This is a genomic window from Streptomyces sp. NPDC026394 (genome assembly GCF_055567735.1).
This window is the reverse complement of record NZ_JBVHPX010000010.1, coordinates 1-16,507: the sequence shown is the minus strand read 5'-3', so window position 1 is coordinate 16,507 and position 16,507 is coordinate 1. Positions and strand designations below refer to the sequence as shown.

The 16,507-nt window shown below is 72.1% G+C and carries 15 protein-coding genes; 4 read left to right on the top strand and 11 right to left on the bottom strand.

Features of this window, described 5'->3' with window-relative positions; all coding sequences use genetic code 11:
• The first annotated feature begins 1 nt into the window (after position 1).
• A complete protein-coding gene (locus tag ACZ4QV_RS23000; protein ID WP_361583373.1) occupies positions 2-1,243 on the top strand; it encodes a 4-hydroxybenzoate 3-monooxygenase in 1,242 nt (413 codons plus the stop codon).
• A 36-nt stretch (positions 1,244-1,279) separates the two neighbouring features.
• On the opposite strand, the gene ACZ4QV_RS22995 is transcribed toward ACZ4QV_RS23000, so the two are convergent.
• From ACZ4QV_RS22995 to ACZ4QV_RS22960, 8 genes are all read right to left on the bottom strand, one after another.
• The gene (locus tag ACZ4QV_RS22995) at positions 1,280-1,939 is read right to left on the bottom strand and encodes a DNA polymerase ligase N-terminal domain-containing protein (protein ID WP_361151652.1); all 660 of its coding nucleotides are present in this window, start codon (positions 1,937-1,939) and stop codon (positions 1,280-1,282) included.
• A gap of 15 nt (positions 1,940-1,954) precedes the next feature.
• Positions 1,955-2,287, bottom strand: a complete 333-nt coding sequence (locus tag ACZ4QV_RS22990) for a plasmid stabilization protein (protein WP_361151655.1) — start codon at positions 2,285-2,287, stop codon at positions 1,955-1,957.
• A 75-nt stretch (positions 2,288-2,362) separates the two neighbouring features.
• Positions 2,363-2,995, bottom strand: a complete 633-nt coding sequence (locus ACZ4QV_RS22985; protein WP_361151658.1) for a diguanylate cyclase — start codon at positions 2,993-2,995, stop codon at positions 2,363-2,365.
• A gap of 83 nt (positions 2,996-3,078) precedes the next feature.
• Positions 3,079-4,887 carry a thiamine pyrophosphate-requiring protein gene (locus tag ACZ4QV_RS22980; protein WP_361151661.1) on the bottom strand — a complete coding sequence of 603 codons (1,809 nt, stop codon included), beginning with the start codon at positions 4,885-4,887 and terminating at the stop codon, positions 3,079-3,081.
• 147 nt (positions 4,888-5,034) lie between these two features.
• Entirely contained in the window at positions 5,035-8,127 is a 3,093-nt protein-coding gene (locus tag ACZ4QV_RS22975; protein ID WP_467763354.1) for an FAD-binding and (Fe-S)-binding domain-containing protein, read from the bottom strand.
• Positions 8,124-8,801: an HAD family hydrolase gene (locus ACZ4QV_RS22970; RefSeq protein WP_361151666.1), complete on the bottom strand. Its 678-nt coding sequence runs from the start codon at positions 8,799-8,801 to the stop codon at positions 8,124-8,126. Before ACZ4QV_RS22970 ends, ACZ4QV_RS22975 begins: the two co-directional genes overlap by 4 nt.
• 98 nt (positions 8,802-8,899) lie before the next feature.
• A complete protein-coding gene (locus ACZ4QV_RS22965) occupies positions 8,900-9,898 on the bottom strand; it encodes an SDR family NAD(P)-dependent oxidoreductase (protein ID WP_361583385.1) in 999 nt (332 codons plus the stop codon).
• A gap of 55 nt (positions 9,899-9,953) precedes the next feature.
• Entirely contained in the window at positions 9,954-11,144 is a 1,191-nt protein-coding gene (locus ACZ4QV_RS22960) for a zinc-dependent alcohol dehydrogenase (protein WP_361151671.1), read from the bottom strand.
• Between the two features lie 324 nt (positions 11,145-11,468).
• Between ACZ4QV_RS22960 and ACZ4QV_RS22955 the strand changes: the two genes are divergently transcribed.
• Complete coding sequence (locus ACZ4QV_RS22955) at positions 11,469-12,425, top strand: LLM class F420-dependent oxidoreductase (protein WP_361151673.1); 957 nt, start codon at positions 11,469-11,471, stop codon at positions 12,423-12,425.
• A gap of 83 nt (positions 12,426-12,508) precedes the next feature.
• On the opposite strand, the gene ACZ4QV_RS22950 is transcribed toward ACZ4QV_RS22955, so the two are convergent.
• The 3 genes from ACZ4QV_RS22950 to ACZ4QV_RS22940 form a co-directional block, all read right to left on the bottom strand.
• Positions 12,509-12,910 (bottom strand): ANTAR domain-containing response regulator, encoded by a 402-nt coding sequence (locus ACZ4QV_RS22950; RefSeq protein ID WP_361151675.1) that lies wholly within the window; start codon positions 12,908-12,910, stop codon positions 12,509-12,511.
• Positions 12,907-13,308, bottom strand: a complete 402-nt coding sequence (locus ACZ4QV_RS22945) for an STAS domain-containing protein (RefSeq protein ID WP_361151678.1) — start codon at positions 13,306-13,308, stop codon at positions 12,907-12,909. Before ACZ4QV_RS22945 ends, ACZ4QV_RS22950 begins: the two co-directional genes overlap by 4 nt.
• 197 nt (positions 13,309-13,505) lie before the next feature.
• Positions 13,506-14,552 carry an LLM class flavin-dependent oxidoreductase gene (locus tag ACZ4QV_RS22940; RefSeq protein ID WP_361151681.1) on the bottom strand — a complete coding sequence of 349 codons (1,047 nt, stop codon included), beginning with the start codon at positions 14,550-14,552 and terminating at the stop codon, positions 13,506-13,508.
• A 347-nt stretch (positions 14,553-14,899) separates the two neighbouring features.
• On the opposite strand from ACZ4QV_RS22940, the gene rsgA reads away from it, so the two are divergent.
• Together rsgA and ACZ4QV_RS22930 are read left to right on the top strand one after the other, a co-directional pair.
• Positions 14,900-16,033: a ribosome small subunit-dependent GTPase A gene (gene rsgA, locus ACZ4QV_RS22935; RefSeq protein ID WP_361583391.1), complete on the top strand. Its 1,134-nt coding sequence runs from the start codon at positions 14,900-14,902 to the stop codon at positions 16,031-16,033.
• A gap of 219 nt (positions 16,034-16,252) precedes the next feature.
• A partial coding sequence (locus tag ACZ4QV_RS22930; protein WP_361638869.1) for a hypothetical protein occupies positions 16,253-16,507 on the top strand: 255 nt, incomplete at its 3' end.

Here is a 16,507-nt window from a genome sequence, read left to right as displayed (position 1 = left end):
GATGCGTCGCACGACCACGGTCGGCATCGTCGGCGGCGGCCCGGCGGGACTGCTCCTGGCACGGCTGCTGCACCGCTCCGGCATCGACAGCGTCGTCCTGGAGAGCCGCGACCGCGCCTACGTCGAACACCGTCAGCGCGCCGGAATCCTGGAACAGGGCACCGTCGACACGCTGCGCGCCTGCGGCGCGGCGGAGCGCCTGGACCGGTGCGGACTCGTCCACCACGGCATCCGGCTGCGCTACGACGGCCGCTCGCACCGTGTCGATCTCCCGGCCCTGACCGGCGGCCGCAGCGTGGTCGTCTACGCGCAGACCGAGGTGGTCAAGGACCTCATCGGCCTCCAGCTCGCCGACGGCGGACCGCTGGTCTTCGGGGCACGCGCGCTCGCCGTGACCGGCGCGGACACCGCACGGCCCGCGATCCACTATGCGCACCAGGGCCGCGAACACACTCTGACCTGCGACTACGTGGTGGGCTGCGACGGCTTCCACGGCGTCACCCGGGACGCGGTGCCGACCGGAGCACGCCGGACGTACGAGCGCGCGTACCCGTACTCCTGGCTCGGCGTCCTCGCCGACGTGCCGCCGTCCTGCGACGAGCTGGTCTACGCCCACTCCGAGCGCGGCTTCGCCCTGTTCAGCATGCGCTCACCCACCGTCAGCCGCCTCTACCTCCAGGTGCCCAACGGCACCGACCCGGCCGAGTGGCCCGACGGGCGGATCTGGGACGAACTCGACGCCCGCTCCGCCACCGACGGCCCCTGGGAACTGGCGCGCGGCCCGATCACCGCCAAGTCCGTCCTGCCGATGCGCAGCGTGGTCGTCGAACCCCTGCGGTACGGGCGGGTGCTGCTCGCCGGGGACGCGGCGCACATCGTCCCGCCGACCGGCGCGAAGGGGCTCAACCTCGCCGTCTCCGACGTCACCGGACTGGCCCGTGCCTTCGCCCACCTGAAGGACACCGGTTCCACCGAGCTGCTGGACGGCTGGTCCGACGCCTGCCTGCGCCGCGTCTGGAGGGCCGAGCACTTCTCGTACTTCATGACGACGACGCTGCACACGGCCCCCGGCCAGAGCGCGTTCGACACCCGCCTCCAGCTTTCCCAGCTCGACCGCATCGCCTCTTCGCCGCACGCGGCCGCCGAGCTGGCCGAGAACTACACGGGCCTCCCGCAGGTGCCCGGGCCCCGGTCAGCCGCCCGGCGGGCGGTGCCGGGCGGGCGGCAGCCCGTCGAGCGGTGACATCACGTCCACCCGGCGTCCTCGCCGGACTCCGCTCTACCCGGCGTCCTCGCCGGACTCCGCCGCCACGTCCTCGGCCACCTGCTTGAGCGTGTGCCCGCTCAGCGCCGAGCGCGCCCGGCGGGGATCGGGCGTGCCCTGCCCGTCCGCGTGGGCGTCGTCGGCCTTCACCAGCAGCCAGGATTCCCGCTCGTCGCTGCCGGGGCCGCCGCGGAACCGGGTGAGGGCATAACCGCCGTGCAGTTTCTTCCCCTCCATCCAGAACGTCGCATGGCCTTTTTCCAGCGATTCGGCGAAAGGGACCGCACGGCCTTTCTTGTCGTGCGACATCGGGCGATAACGGCCCTGGTCCCACACGATGACCGTACCGCCACCGTATTCGCCCTTCGGGATGACGCCCTCGAAATCCCGGTAGTCCAGCGGATGGTCCTCGGTCGGCATCGCCAGCCGTTTGTCCTTCGGGTCCGAGGACGGCCCTTTCGGTACGGACCACGACTTGAGCACCCCGTCGACCTCCAGCCGGAAATCGAAGTGCATGGTGCTCGCGTCATGGATCTGCACCACGAAGCGCGGCTTCTCGGCAGAAGCGGCAGAAGCGGCAGAATCCGGAGAGTCCGCCGCATCGCCGCCCCGTGGTTCCGACGTCCGGTCGAAATGCCGTTTGGACTGATAGGTCCGCAGCGGTTCCTTGCCCATGGCCGCTCCGCCGGCTCAGCGGCCCAGGGCCTTGGCCAACTGGTCCTTGTTCATGTTCGACCGGCCCTCCACACCGCGCTGCTTGGCCTCGTTGTAGAGCTGGTCGCGCGTCGGGCCCTTGGAGCCGGTGCGGTTGCCGGAGCGCTGGCCGCCGCGCTCGGGCGCCGACTTGCGGTCCTTGGTCGAGGACTTGCTGGCGGTCTTGGACTCGCCGGAGCGGGCGCGTTCCTTGTTGACGGTACGGGCCGCGATCTCCTTGGCCCGGCCCTTGGACGTGCCGCGCTTCTCGGCGCCTTCCTTGATGTGCTCGTACTGGCGCTCACGCTTGGAGTTCGATCCTGCGGGCATGACATTCCTCCTCGACCTGCCGTGTTCCGTTGCTGGCACTACGGATACCCGTCAAACCCGGCCCGTAACGATTTCTCAGACGCCCGACTTGCGGGCCCGTACGCACCGGATGAATTCCTCCGCGTACGGCAGGGCGACGCAGGTGCCCACCCCGGCCGCGATACCGGCCAGGTACTTCCCGGGCAGCGGACGCTCCTTGGGCAGCAGTTTCCAGGCGTCCGGCCGCTTTCCGCCGCGTGCGAGGTCCCGTACGGACTCCCAGTGCAGGCAGGACGTGATGACCACGGCGGCCAGCGGCAGCACCTCCAGGAAACTGTGGATGTGCTGCTCCACCGGGCGTACCTCGCGGTCCTCGGTGGCCACCGTCACGTCCCAGATGGCGGTCGCGCTGTGCAGGGCGGCGGCCCCGCCCATCATCGACAGCACCAGCGGGTTGATCCGCGCGACCAGTCCGGCCAGCACCGGCACCCCGGCCTCCGCCATCATCACCGCGTGGATCGCCGACTCCTTGACGCCGGTGGTCCGCTCGATGTCCGTACGCCGGTGCATCACCCAGTCGGCGACGGCCGGTACGAACCACATGGGCAGTACCCCGTACATCAGGACGCGCTGGGTCGCGTTCTCCACGTCGTCCGCGCCGGGGGCGGGGCGCAGGGCCCGCCCCCGCCGCCAGTGCCGCCAGTCCTTGAGCGCCGTCAACCTGGCCACGGTGCCTCCTTGCCGTTCGACTCGTGCAACTCGGTGGGTGTGGGGGCCGGGCCCGGCGTCCGCCGCCGGGCCCGGCCCGCCGGTCAGTCCTGGCCCTCCCCGCGGCCCTTGCCGCCCGGCAGGAACTCCTGGATCTTCGCCTTGACGCCCTGCTTGAGCACCCCGGCCGTCTCCGGGTCGCCCTTGAGGATCGCGCTCGCCGCCGCCTCGATCTGGTCCAGCGTGGCGTGCGGCGGGATCGGCGGCACGTTGGGGTCGGTACGGAAGTCGATGACGAACGGCCGGTCCGCGGCGAGCGCCTGCCGCCACGCGCTCTCCACCTCCTCGGGCCGCTCGACCCGGACGCCCCCGAGGCCGATGGAGCGCGCGAAGTCGGCGTACGGCACGTCCGGGATGCGCTGCGACTCCTCGAACTGCGGCGCCCCGGACATGGCCCGCATCTCCCATGTCACCTGGTTGAGGTCCTCGTTGTTGAGGACCGCGACGATCATGCGCGGATCGCTCCACTCCCGCCAGTACTTGGACGCGGTGATCAGCTCGGCCATGCCGTTCATCTGCATCGCCCCGTCACCGACGATCGCCAGCGCGGGCCGCTCCGGGTGGGCGAACTTGGCACCGATGACGTACGGCACGCCCGGCCCCATGGTGGCCAGCGTCCCGGACAGCGAACCGCGCATCGAGCCGCGCAGCCGCAGGTGCCGCGCGTACCAGTTGGCCGCCGAGCCGGAGTCCGCGGCCAGGATCACGTCGTCGGGCAGCAGCGCGTCGAGCGCGTGCACCACGTACTCCGGGTTGACCGGGTCGGCCTGCACGGCGGCGCGCCGCTCCATGACCTGCCACCAGCGTTCGACGTTCGACTCGATCTGCTCCCGCCACTTGCGCGCCTTCTTGTGCTTGAGCAGCGGCAGCAGCCGTTCCAGGGTCGCGGACGCGTCACCGACGAGGTTGACCTCGAAGGGGTAGCGCAGGCCGACCATGAACGGGTCGATGTCGATCTGCACGGCGCGGGCCTGCCCGTACTCGGGCAGGAACTGCGAGTACGGGAAGCTGGAGCCGATCACCAGCAGCGTGTCGCACTCCTGCATCAGCTCGTAACTGGGCCGGGTGCCCAGCAGCCCGATGGCGCCGGTCACGTACGGCAGCTCGTCGGACAGCGCGTCCTTGCCGAGCAGGGCCTTGGCCACCCCCGCGCCCAGCCGCTCGGCGATCTCCTCGACGCGCTCGCGGGCGCCCCGGGCCCCCTGCCCGACCAGGATGGCCACCTTCTCGCCCGCGTTCAGCACCTCGGCGGCGCGCCGCAGCTCCTCGTCGGCCGGCACCGGCGCGTACTGCGACACGCCCAGGCTGGACGGCACCATCTTGAACTCGTGCGTCGGCGCGCTGTACTCCAGCTCCTGCACGTCACCGGGGATGATGACCGCGGTGACGGTGCGCTTGGCGTACGCGGTCCGCATCGCCCGGTCGATGACGTTCGGGAGCTGCTCGGGGACGGTCACCATCTCGCAGAATTCCGACGCGACGTCCTTGTACAGGGCCATCAGGTCGACTTCCTGCTGGTAGGAGCCGCCCATCGCGCTGCGCGCGGTCTGGCCCACGAGGGCGACCACGGGGACGTGGTCCAGCTTCGCGTCGTAGAGCCCGTTCAGCAGGTGGATCGCGCCGGGCCCGGAGGTCGCCGCGCACACGCCCACCTTGCCGGAGAACTTGGCGTACCCGACGGCCTCGAACGCGGCCATCTCCTCGTGCCGGGCCTGCACGAACTTCGGCTGGTTGTCCGCCCGCCCCCAGGCCGCGAGGAGGCCGTTGATGCCGTCCCCCGCGTAGGAGAAGACATGGTCGACGTCCCATTCGCGCAGGCGCTGGAGGATGTGGTCGGAAACTTTGGTGGTCATGCGGTTCTTTCCTCTCACAAATCGCGACGGCGGGTGCCGGCCCGGTTTTCCGTGTGCCCGCCCCGGCTCCACGGATGCACGGCTGACCGGACCGTTCTCAAACGGACGTACCCGCCTCAAACGGTTGCACGGTTCCCGGCCCGGGGATCAGCGGCGCAGCCTGCGCACCAGCAAACGGGTGACGGCCGCCAGCGCGCCGCCGGCGGCCACGGCCGCGGCGGCGGTCAGCAGGCGGCCGGTGCCGGCCGCGGGAGGGACCGGACGGTCGGCGGTCCGCTCGGGACGGTCGGCGGGCAGCCGCCGGTCGAGCGCCAGGGCCAGCGCCTCGGCCAGGTGCACGGGCTGCCGCCCGGTGCCGCCCTGCTCGATCTGCGTACGGCAGCTGAAGCCGTCGGCCAGCACGAGCGCGCCGGGCGGCGTGTCCCGTACGGCAGGCAGCACGCCCTGCTCCGCGATGGCGGTGGAGAGCCCGTGGTGCCCGCGCTCGAAGCCGAAGTTCCCGGCGAGCCCGCAGCACCCGGCGTCCAGTACGTCGGCATCCACCCCGGCCCGGCGCATCAGCTCCCGGTCGGCGTCGAACGCCAGCACCGCGTGCTGGTGGCAGTGCGTCTGCACGGTCGCCGACCGGCCCAGTGACGGTGGCCGCCAGCCCTCGGGGGCGTGATGGACCAACTGCTCGGAGAAGGTGCGGAACTGCCGCGCCAGGCGCCGTACGTCCTCGTCGTCCGGCAGCAGCTCGGGCGCGTCGACGCGGAAGACGGCGGTGCAGGACGGCTCCAGTCCGATGACAGGGGTGCCGGCCTCGATCCACGGCCGCAGCACGTCCAGGGTCCGCCGCAGCACCCGCCCGGCGGTGTCAAGCTGACCGGTGGAGATCCACGTCAGTCCGCAGCACACCGCACGCTCCGGCACGGCGACCCGGAACCCGGCGTCCTCCAGCACCCGCACCGCCGCCTTCGCGACGCCCGGATGGAAGTACGTACTGAACGTGTCGGGCCACAGCACGACCGTCCGCGGGTCCGCCGGGTCGGGCTCGGGGGTGCCGCGCGCCCGCCACCACTGCACGAACGACTCCGCCGCGAAGACCGGCGCGTCCCGCTCGGCGGCCACCCCGGCCAGGCGCTTGCCTAGCCGGGCCAGTCCCGGCGCGTTCAGCGCGGCGTTGACCAGCCCGGGAGCGAGCCGGGAGAGCCGGGCCCACAGCGGCAGCCAGCCCATCGAGTAGTGCGCGGCGGGCCGCAGCCGCCCCGCGTAGTGATGGGACAGGAACTCCGCCTTGTACGTCGCCATGTCGACACCGACCGGGCAGTCCGACTTGCAGCCCTTGCACGCCAGGCAGAGGTCCAGCGCGTCCCGTACCTCCGTGGAGCGCCAGCCGTCGGTGACCGGGGAGTCCGCGTGCCCGCCCAGCATCTCGAACAGCAGCCGGGCCCGGCCGCGCGTGGAGTGCTCCTCCTCGCCCGTCGCCCGGTACGAGGGGCACATCACGCCGCCCTCGTGCGTACGGCAGTTGCCGACGCCGACGCAGCGCAGCACGGCCTGGGTGAAGCTGCGGTCGTCGTCGGGGTACGCGAAGCGGGTGTCCGGGCTCCGTGGCCGCCAGACGGCGCCCAGGCGCAGGTGTTCGTCGACGCCGGCCGGGTGCACGACCTTGCCGGGGTTCATCCGTCCTTCCGGGTCGAACAGCCCCTTGACCTCGGCGAAGGCCGTCACCAGCCGCTCGCCGAACATCCGCGGCAGCAGCTCCCCGCGGGCCTGTCCGTCCCCGTGCTCGCCGGACAGCGACCCGCCGTACGAGGCGACCAGGTCGGCGGCGCGGAAGAGGAACGCGCGGAAGTCCGCGACGCCCTCGGCGCTCCTGAGGTCGAACGGGACGCGGGTGTGCACACACCCCTGCCCGAAGTGCCCGTACAGCGCCGCGTGGTCGTAGCCGAACTCGTGGAACAGGTCGCCCAGGTCCCGCAGGTAGTCCCCGAGCCGGTCCGGCGGCACCGCGGAGCCCTCCCAGCCCTCCCAGGTCTCCCGGTCGTCCGGCGGCCGGGCGGTCACGCCGAGCCCTGCCTCCCGCGCCTTGAGCATCTTCCGCTCGCGCCCCGGATCGTCGGAGAAGGCCACCGACGCGTCGTCCGTGGACCTGCCGATCCCGTCGAGCAGTGCCTGGCACTGGGAGTCCACCTCCTCCCGGCTGTCACCGCTGAACTGCAACAGCAGCCAGCTCTCGCCCTCAGGGAAGTTCTCCAGCGAGTCCAGATAGGCGCCTTCCTCCCGCATCAACTGCGCCATCCGGCCGTCTATGGCCTCAAGCTGTGTCGGGTCACCGTGCTGGAGGAGGTGCGGTACGTCGTCGGCGGCCGTGCAGATGTCCGGGTAGCCGAGGACCAGCATCGCCTCGTAAGGCAGTACGGGCACGAGCTCCAGCTCCGCGCGCAGGACGGTGACCAGCGTGCCTTCGCTGCCCACCAGCGCGCGGGCCAAGTTGAAGCCGTGCTCCGGCAGCAGCGCGTCCAGGTTGTAGCCGGAGACCCGCCGGGGGATGTCCGGGAAGTCGCGGCGGACGTCGGCCATGTAGCGCGTGGCGATGCTCCGCAGCCCCTCGTAGAGCTGTCCCTTGCGACCGCCCCCGGCGACCGCCTCCTCGTACGCGTCCTCGGACGTCGGGCCGACCCAGCAGCGCAGCCCGTCGTACGTCAGGACCTCCAGCCGCCGTACGTTGTCCGCCGTCTTGCCGTACGCCTGCGCGGACGCGCCGCAGGAGTTGTTGCCGATCATGCCGCCCAGCGCACAGTGGCTGTGCGTCGACGGCTTGGGCCCGAACTTGAGCCCGTGCGGCGCCAACTGCCGGTTCAGCTCGTCCAGCACGATGCCGGGCTCCACCACACACGTACGGGCGTCCGGGTCCACGGACAGCAGCGCGGCGCAGTACTTGGTCCAGTCGATGATCACCGCGGTGTTGGTGCACTGGCCGCCCAGGCTCGTCCCGCCGCCCCGCGACAGCACCGGCGCGCCGAACTCCGCGCACACCGCGACGGCTTCCGCGCCCGCGTCGGTCGTCCGCGGCACGACCACGCCGATCGGCACCTGACGGTAGTTCGACCCGTCGGTGGCGTACGCGCCCCGGCTGCCCGCGTCGAACCGCACCTCGCCGTCCACGCGGGCGCGCAGCGCCTCCTCCAGCGCCGCCGTGCGCGCCTCCGGCCACGGTGCGGGGTGGTGCCCGTCGCGGACCGGCCCCGCCGTCATCGCCTTCCCGGCGCCGCGAGCAGGCTGCTGTCCAGCCGTTCGACCAGGTGCGCCGGACCCTCGTACACCTCGTGCGCGCCCGCCTCCCGCAGGTCACGCTCCGGATAGCCGCCGCTGAGCACCGCCAGACACGGCACCCCGGCACGGTGGCTGGCCCGTACGTCCCAGACGGTGTCCCCGATGAAGACCGCGGAGTCCGCGGCGACACCGCTCTGTTCCAGCGCGCTCCGCACCAGATCGGGAGCCGGCTTGCTCGCCGACACGTCGTCGGAGCTGGTGACCGCGGCGATGGCGTCCTCCGCGTCCAGCGCGCGGCGCATCGCCTCCAGCTCGGGCCCGTGCGCCGAACTGGCCAGCACCACCGTCCAGCCGCGCTTCGCGCAGGCCCGCAGCAGCTCCGCGGCGCCGTCGAGCGGGGCCAGCCGCTCCCAGTACTGGGCGAAGAGCGTGCCGTGCGCCGTCCGGATCGTCTCGTCCTCGTCGCTGTCCCGGTCCTCGCCGAGCAACTGGCCGATCAGATGGTCGGACCCCATGCCGATGGTCCGGTGGATCTCCGCCATGGGCACCCGGTGCCCGGACTGCCGGAACGCCTCCCACCAGGTGACGGCGTGCAGATAGGTGCTGTCGACGAGCGTTCCGTCGACGTCGAAGAGTGCGGCTCCGCGTGGGCTCACCCGTGTCCGTCCTTCCGCGTGGGCCGGTCACGTACAGATCCGGCCGTGTCGCCTTGTCTCCGGGGCCCGGACCCGGGGGCGCCGGGCCGGACCGCCGGTCAGCGGGCGGGCGGCGCCGCCCGCCCGTACTGGTTCAGGCGCCCGGCGGCCCGGTCGTTGAGGGCACTGAACACCTTGCGCAGCCGCGAGGCGGGGGCCCGCCCGTCGTTCTCCACCGCGATGCCCTCGGTCACGCCGGGTTCGCCCACCGCGTCCCGCGGCAGGACCCTGGCCAGGACCGACGACAGGCGGGTGGTGGTGACGGGTGCCAGGCCGTGGGCCTTGGCGGCCAGATGGGCGGCCGGGGTCAGGACGACACGGGGGCGGCGGCGCTGTACGCCGGAGACGATGCGCTCGGCGGCGCGCGCGGCGTTCATCGACAGTACGGGCGTGCCTGCCAGCGCCGAGAACCATGCGTACTCCCGAGGGGCGTCGCCCCCGAACTGCGCGTGCAGATGGGACCCGGTCCGCATCAGCCCCGGGTGCACCGCCGTCACCGACACCCCGTACCCGCTCTCCTCCGCGTGCAGCCCCTCGGCCAGCGCGGCGACCGCGAACTTGGCGCAGGAGTACGGCAGCAGATGCGGTACGGCCAGCAGACCGCCGACCGAACCGATCAGCGCCAGCCGCCCGCCGGCCGGACTGCGCCGCAAGTGGGGGAGGGCCGCCAGGGAGGTGTTGAGCGCCCCGTCGAAGATGGTCCGCATGGCGTCGTGGAACGCCTCGTGGCCCACGGACGCGGACGGCCCCACCTGGATGACCCCGGCGTTGCCGATGACGATGTCCAGCCCGCCCTCCCGCGCCGCCACGTCCTCGACGACGGCCTCGACCGCCGCCCGGTCGCGGACGTCGCACACCGCCGTACCGACCGGCGGCCCGCCGGGGCGGGACAGCGACCGGGCGGCCTCCGCCAGCTCCTTCGCGTCGCGCGCCAGGACCGTCACCCGGCAGCCGCGCGCCACGAGCTGACGCGCCATCAGCAGGCCCAGGCCGCGGGACCCGCCCGTCACCAGGGCCGTCAGCCCCGCGATCGGCGGTGCGGCAGCGAAATGCGGCATGACCGGTCCTTTCCCGTCGCCCCGTGGGTCCCCGGGCGCGCCAGGTGCCGCCCCGTCACGGGGTGAACAGCACCTTGATCGCGCCGTCGGTCTTCTTCTGGAACATCTCGTACGCCTCGGGCGCCCGGTCCAGCGGCAGCCGGTGCGTGGCGAAGTCGTCCACGCCCAGCGGGTCCTCGTCGGTCAGCAGCGGGAGGATGTCGTCCGCCCAGCGCCGCACATTGGCCTGCCCCATCCGGAACGTGAGCTGCTTGTCGAACATCACCAGCATCGGCATCGGGTCGCTCATCCCGCCGTACACCCCGCTGATGGAGACCGTGCCGCCGCGCCGCACCATCGAGATCGCCAGGTGCAGGGCGCCCAGCCGGTCCACCCCCGCCTTGCTCATCAGCTTCTCGGCCCAGCGCGACGGCATCAGCCCGGCCGCCTGCTGCGCGAGCTTTCCGGCGGGGCTGCCGTGCGCCTCGGTGCCCACCGCGTCGACGACGGCGTCCGGGCCGCGGCCGTCGGTGATGTCCTTGACGGCGTCCAGCAGCCCGTCCTCGTCGTCGAAGGCGTCCAGGTCGAAGACGGTCGCCCCGTCGCGGCGCGCCCGCGCCAGCCGCTCGGGCACATGGTCGATGCCGATCACCTGCTCGGCCCCGAGGTGCCGGGCGATCCGGCAGGACATCGCGCCGATCGGCCCCAGGCCCAGGACGGCGACGCTGCTGCCCTTGGTGACACCGGCGTACCGCACCGCCTGCCAGGCGGTCGGCAGCACGTCCGACAGGTAGACGAAGCGGTCGTCGGCGGGGCCGTGCGGCACCTTGATCGGCCCGTACTGGGCCTGCGGCACCCGCAGGAACTCGGCCTGCGCGCCCGGCACCGAGCCGTAGAGCTTGGTGTATCCGAACAGTGCGGCGCCCGAGCCGTGCTCGCGCACCTGCGTGGTCTCGCACTGCGTCTGGAGGCCGTCGCCGCACATCCGGCAGGAACCGCAGGCGATCTGGAAGGGGATCACCACCCGGTCGCCGGGACTCAGGTCGGTCACCTCGGAGCCGACCTCCTCCACGATGCCCATCGGCTCGTGCCCCAGGATGTCGCCCGGTGTCATGAACGGCGTGAGGACCTCGTACAGATGCAGGTCCGATCCGCACAGGCCGCTGGACGTGACCTTGACGACCGCGTCGGTCGGCTGCTTGATCTGCGGGTCGGGGACGTTCTCCACGCGGACGTCACGCTTGCCGTGCCAGACGTTCGCTCGCATCGCGGATCTCCTAGTTCTGGCGGCCGGTCCACCGGTCGGCCCGCCGGACAGCCCGGTCCGCCGGTCGGGATCACCGCTCTTCAGCCACCCAAAAGCCGCTTATAAGTCTAAAGCGGTGTTCTTTGTCGTGGCAGCTCCAGTACCCCGATCGCCCGAGACGAATCGTTTGCGTACGACAGCGGTACGCCGACGGCACGACCCCGGCGTACCCCGGGCGGGTTTTCCCGGCCGCGAAAGGGTTACCCGGCGCAGCACCCCCGGGGGCGAGCCACCAGCCACCCACCCCGGCCCTCCGCAGGGCCGTCGAGACCGCACGGAGCCCCGATGACCGACTACGGATACTTCCTCTCCTGCGAGGAGCACAGCCCGGCGGAACTGGTCGAACAGGCGCGCATGGCGGAGCAGGCCGGCTTCACCAAGCTGTGGATCTCCGACCACTTCCACCCGTGGAACGACGCCCAGGGCCAGAGCCCCTTCGTCTGGTCGGTGATCGGAGCGCTGTCCCAGGTCACCTCACTGCCCGTGGAAACCGCGGTGACCTGCCCCATCATGCGGCTGCACCCCGTGGTGACGGCGCAGGCGGCGGCCACCAGCGGCGTGCTCCTCGACGGCCGCTTCCGGCTCGGCGTGGGCAGCGGTGAAGCCCTCAACGAGCACATCCTCGGCGATCACTGGCCGCAGGCGTCGGTGCGGCTGGAGATGCTGGAGGAGGCTGTCCAGGTGATGCGGCAGCTCTTCGAGGGCGGCGAGGTCAGCCACCACGGCAAGCACTACACCGTGGAGAACGCCCGGCTCTACACCGTCCCCGCGGAACCGGTGCCCATCGACGTCTCCGCGTTCGGCCCCAACGCCACCGAACTGGCCGCCCGCGTCGGCGACGGCTTCGTCACCATGACGCCGGACGCGGACGCCGTCGAACGCTTCCGCCGGGGCGGCGGCGGCAACAAGCCTGTCCTCGGCGGCGTCAAGGTCTGCTGGAACCAGGACCGCGACGAGGCCGTACGCACCGCCCACCACCTCTGGGCCAACGAACAGCTCCCCGGCGAGCTCCCGCAGATCCTCCCCACGCCCCGCCACTTCGAGCAGGCGTCCCAACTGGTCACCCCCGAACGCGTCGCGGAGGCGGTCACCTGCGGCGACGACGTGGACGCGCATGTGTCCGCGCTGCACGCGTACGCCGAGGCCGGGTTCGACTCCGTCTACGTCAACCAGATCGGCCCGGAGCAGCGGGGGTTCTTCGACTTCTACCGTACGAAGGTGCTGCCGCAGTTGACGGACTGAGCACCGGGACCGGTACGGCGGCCGCCCGCACGCACCGGCGACGGCGGCCCGCCGCCCCCGCCTGCCCGTCACTCGCCTTCCTCTCACCCGTCCGTGCGCCGGGCGGCCCGGTGCCGTTCCACCGCGGCCTGCAACTGCGTCCGCACCGGCTCCGGAGCGACCGCCCCGGTGGCACTCGCGACCACCTCGCCGGCGACCTCGTGCACCTTGGTGTTCGTGTGCTGGGACGTCCGGCGCAGGATGTCCCACGCCTGCTCGGCGGTGCAGGACTCGGTGGCCATCAGGATGCCGCGGGCCTGGTCGATCACCGGCCGGCTGTCGAGTGCCTGCCGCAACTGCGCGTTCTCCGCCCGCAACTGCTCCACCACCGTCTCCTCGCCGCTGCGCGCCGCGCCGTCCGGGCCGCCGGACGCCTGCTCCTTCTTCGCGCGCCGCGCCCCCGGGGTGGTGGCCAGCCGCAGGGCCGCCAGGGAGCGCCGTCTCACTGCGGTTCCTGGACCGTCGGCACCCCGGCCGGGGCCGTACGGCCGGGGTACGCGCACGACTGCGGCGTGCCGGGCCACTTGCGGGCCAGTTCCATCACCCGCTGAGGCTGACGGCGCAGGTTGAGCGCACGCACCGGTATGCGCCGCCGCTGCCCGTAGGCTTCCAGGCGCCGCAGGAAGTGCAGTCCGGCCGCATCCATGAACGTGACTCCGGTCATCTCCAGAACCACACTCCCCAGGCCGGACGGCAACGCTTCCACGGCCTCGTCCAGAACCGGCACGGTGCCGTAGTCGATCTCGCCCCGTACGGTCAGCACGGCACAGGAACCGAACAGCCGGGTACGGACCCCCAGGGCATCCGGACCGGCCAGGGAAGACCGGTCTGTCTGTAGGGACATGACCCCATCGTGGCAGGAGTCAAACCGGTCTGTCCACGCCCGCACCGGAGCCACCCCGACACCCCGGAGCCCACCACCGGCCCCCGGCCGGCACCGCACGCCGGGGGTGGCCCCGGAGCCCGCGGAACGGGGCCTGAGCGCCGCCCGGATACCGCCCGGAGGGGCAGGGCGGTCCGACGGCCGTCCTTCGCCGACCGTCAGGCCAGCAGTCGCGCGAACTCGGCCATTTCGGTTTCCGGGTCGACGACGGGCTGGATCAGCAGCTCGTCGACCCCCGACTTCCCCAGCGTGCCGATCCGTTCGACGACCTCGTCCCTGGTGCCGACCAGGCCGAATCGGTCCATCAGGGAGGGCACGACGAGTTCGCGGTCCTCGGGGAACAGCCGGCCCAGATAGTTGCGGTAGAGCGTCTGGTGACGCTTGGGGTCGGTGGGGGTGGTGCCGCGGAGTTGGAGCAGGCGGTCGACGGCGGCGGCCTCTTCCGGAGGGAGGGCCGCGCGGAAGGCGGAGTTCTCCGCGGCGAGGATCAGTGCGCTCAGTGCGATGTGTCCCGTCGAGTCCTTGACCCGGTCGCCGTAACGGTCCTCGCCGTCGGCGAGGACATGGAGGGAGGTCATCAGGTACGAGCGGGTCTGCCCGGCGCTGCCCGCGTCCCGCGCCGCAGTCCGACGGGCCCGGCCGAGGGCTGACCAGACCGCGGGGTCGTGCATCGCGTAGGAGATCACTCCCGCGCCGAGCCGGCCGGCGACCGCGGCGGCCTTCGGGCCGAACGCGGCCACGACGAACTCCACGGGAGCGTCGGTGTTGACGTACGGTCCGATGTGCAGGAACCGCACCCTGCTGGACCTGTTTCCCTCGCGGTGGTCCGTCTCGCGGCCCGCGGTGAGATCCTGGAGAGCGGCCGTGAACGACTCCAGCTCCGCCAGCTTCGTGGGCCGCATGCCGAGCGTGCGGCGCGCCGTGTTGCCGGTGCCGACCCCGCAGACGATGCGGCCGGGGGCCAGGGCGTTGAGGCTGCTGACGGCCGCCGCCGCGGCGGGCGCGGAACGCAGCGCCGGTGAGGTGACGCCGATGCCGAGCCTGATCCGGTGGGTGGACTTGGCGCAGAGGGCGAGGCTCACGAACGGATCGCCGTGGAGCATCGGCGTGTCGTACACCCAGAAACTGTCGAAGCCGAGTTCCTCCGCGCGGGCGGCCAGGTGTTCCACACCCGGCCCTGCTGTCGTGACGATGCCGGTCCGCATGGCGACTCTCCTCGCCGTCCAGTGAGGTGGCTGAACCATTCCCGTTGCAGTTCGCTGTCGCCCAGCTTCGTACACATCGGGTGCCTGTGGAGCGGAGGCGGTGAAAAAACCGTTGGCGTCGTAGCGCGCGCACCTCTACGGTGAGGGTGTTCGACGCGGCCGTGACCGGCCGCCATGTCCGGCCGAGTGAAGAAGGGGAGGTGTGACCGATGGCTGTCTCTGTGACGGGCGCTGCCCGCAACCAGAAGTTCATCCATTCCACCTCCGTGGTCCCCGGCTGACCCTTTCTCACTTTCCGCCGCGCGCCGTGCGCGGGGAGCCGGGGCCACCCTTGTGAAGGGTTTCCCTTGCAATCGTCTTCCGTTTCCTCCTCCGCTTCGCCGCGCCCGCTGACCGATTACGGCTGGGACGACGGCTTCGCGGAGAGCTTCGCTCCCTTCGCCGGGCAGGGGTACGCGCCCGGCCGTGTCGTCCGCGTCGACCGCGGGCGGGTGGACGCCGTGGTGCCCGACGGGGACGGCGTCCGGACCGTACTGGCGGACACCGCGCTGGTGGCGACCGGCGACCCCATGCGCGTGCCGTGCACCGGTGACTGGGCGGTGATCGACCTCGGCGAGGTCGGCGCGGGCCGGGACGGTGCGGTGCGGGCGCTGCTGCCGCGGCGTACCGCGTTCGTACGGTCCACCTCCTCCAAGCGGTCCGAAGGACAGGTACTGGCGGCGAACGTGGACCACGCCGTGGTCGCGGTCTCGCTCGCCGTCGAGCTGGACCTCGGGCGCATCGAACGCTTCGTCTCCCTGGCCTGGGAGAGCGGGGCACAGCCGCTGGTCGTCCTGACCAAGGCCGACCTGGTCGGCGACCCGGCAGGACTGGCGCACCTGGTCGCGGACACGGAGACCGCCGCGCCCGGCGTGCAGGTGCTGGCGGTCAGTTCGGCCGCCGGCGAAGGGCTGGACGCCCTGGCCGCGGTGGTCGCGGGCGGTACGTCCGTCCTGCTCGGGCAGTCCGGCGCGGGCAAGTCCACGCTCGCCAACGCGCTGCTGGGCGAGGACGTCCAGGACGTACGGGCCGCCCGCGACCGGGACGGCAAGGGCCGGCACACCACGACCACCCGGGACCTGCTGGTGCTGCCCGGCGGTGGAGTGCTCATCGACACCCCGGGGCTGCGCGGCGTCGGCATGTGGGACGCCGACGCGGGTCTCGCGCGCGCTTTCTCGGACGTCGAGGAACTGGCCGCGCGCTGCCGCTTCCACGACTGCGCGCACGCTACGGAACCAGGCTGCGCGGTGCTGTCGGCCGTCGACAGCGGCGCACTGCCGGAGCGGCGGCTGGAGAGCTACCGCAAGCTGCTGCGGGAGAACGAGCGCATCGTGGCCAAGACGGACGCCCGACTGCGCGCGGAAATCCGCCGGGACTGGAAGCAGAAGCAGGCCCTGGGTCGCCACCTGGGGGAGAGGAAGCGGGGTGGCGCCCGGAGGTGAGGTGACCCCACGGAATCGGTGAGCTCGTCACCCAGCGGCGCCCCGCCATCGACAAGCCTATGGCGGGGCGCTGCAACACCTGGGTCGGAAGTGAGATGCCGACCCACCCGAGATCATCGACGTCCCGCATCGGCGTAGGTGTCCCGGTCCCGACCGGAAGGGACGGATCGAGGCTGTCTATGCCACCGGTCCCGCCCATGACAAGGAAGGTATGGATCGGTGGACGGCACCGTCATCATCATCGTTCTCGCCATCGCCGGCGTGGCATCCGTGCTGCTCTTCGCTGTGAAGGGTCTTCTGGACCAAGTCCCCGACGTGATCGTGTCGGCCGCCAGGGCCCGCGACGCCTGGGCCGGCTTCCGGCGGGCGCCTTCGCCTCCGGGGGGTGCCTCTATGTCTTCCGTCAAGGCGCCCGGGTTCAGTTTGGGGTGGTTTGACTGGCGGAGGTCAGGCGGCGAGCTGGACGTCTGTGGG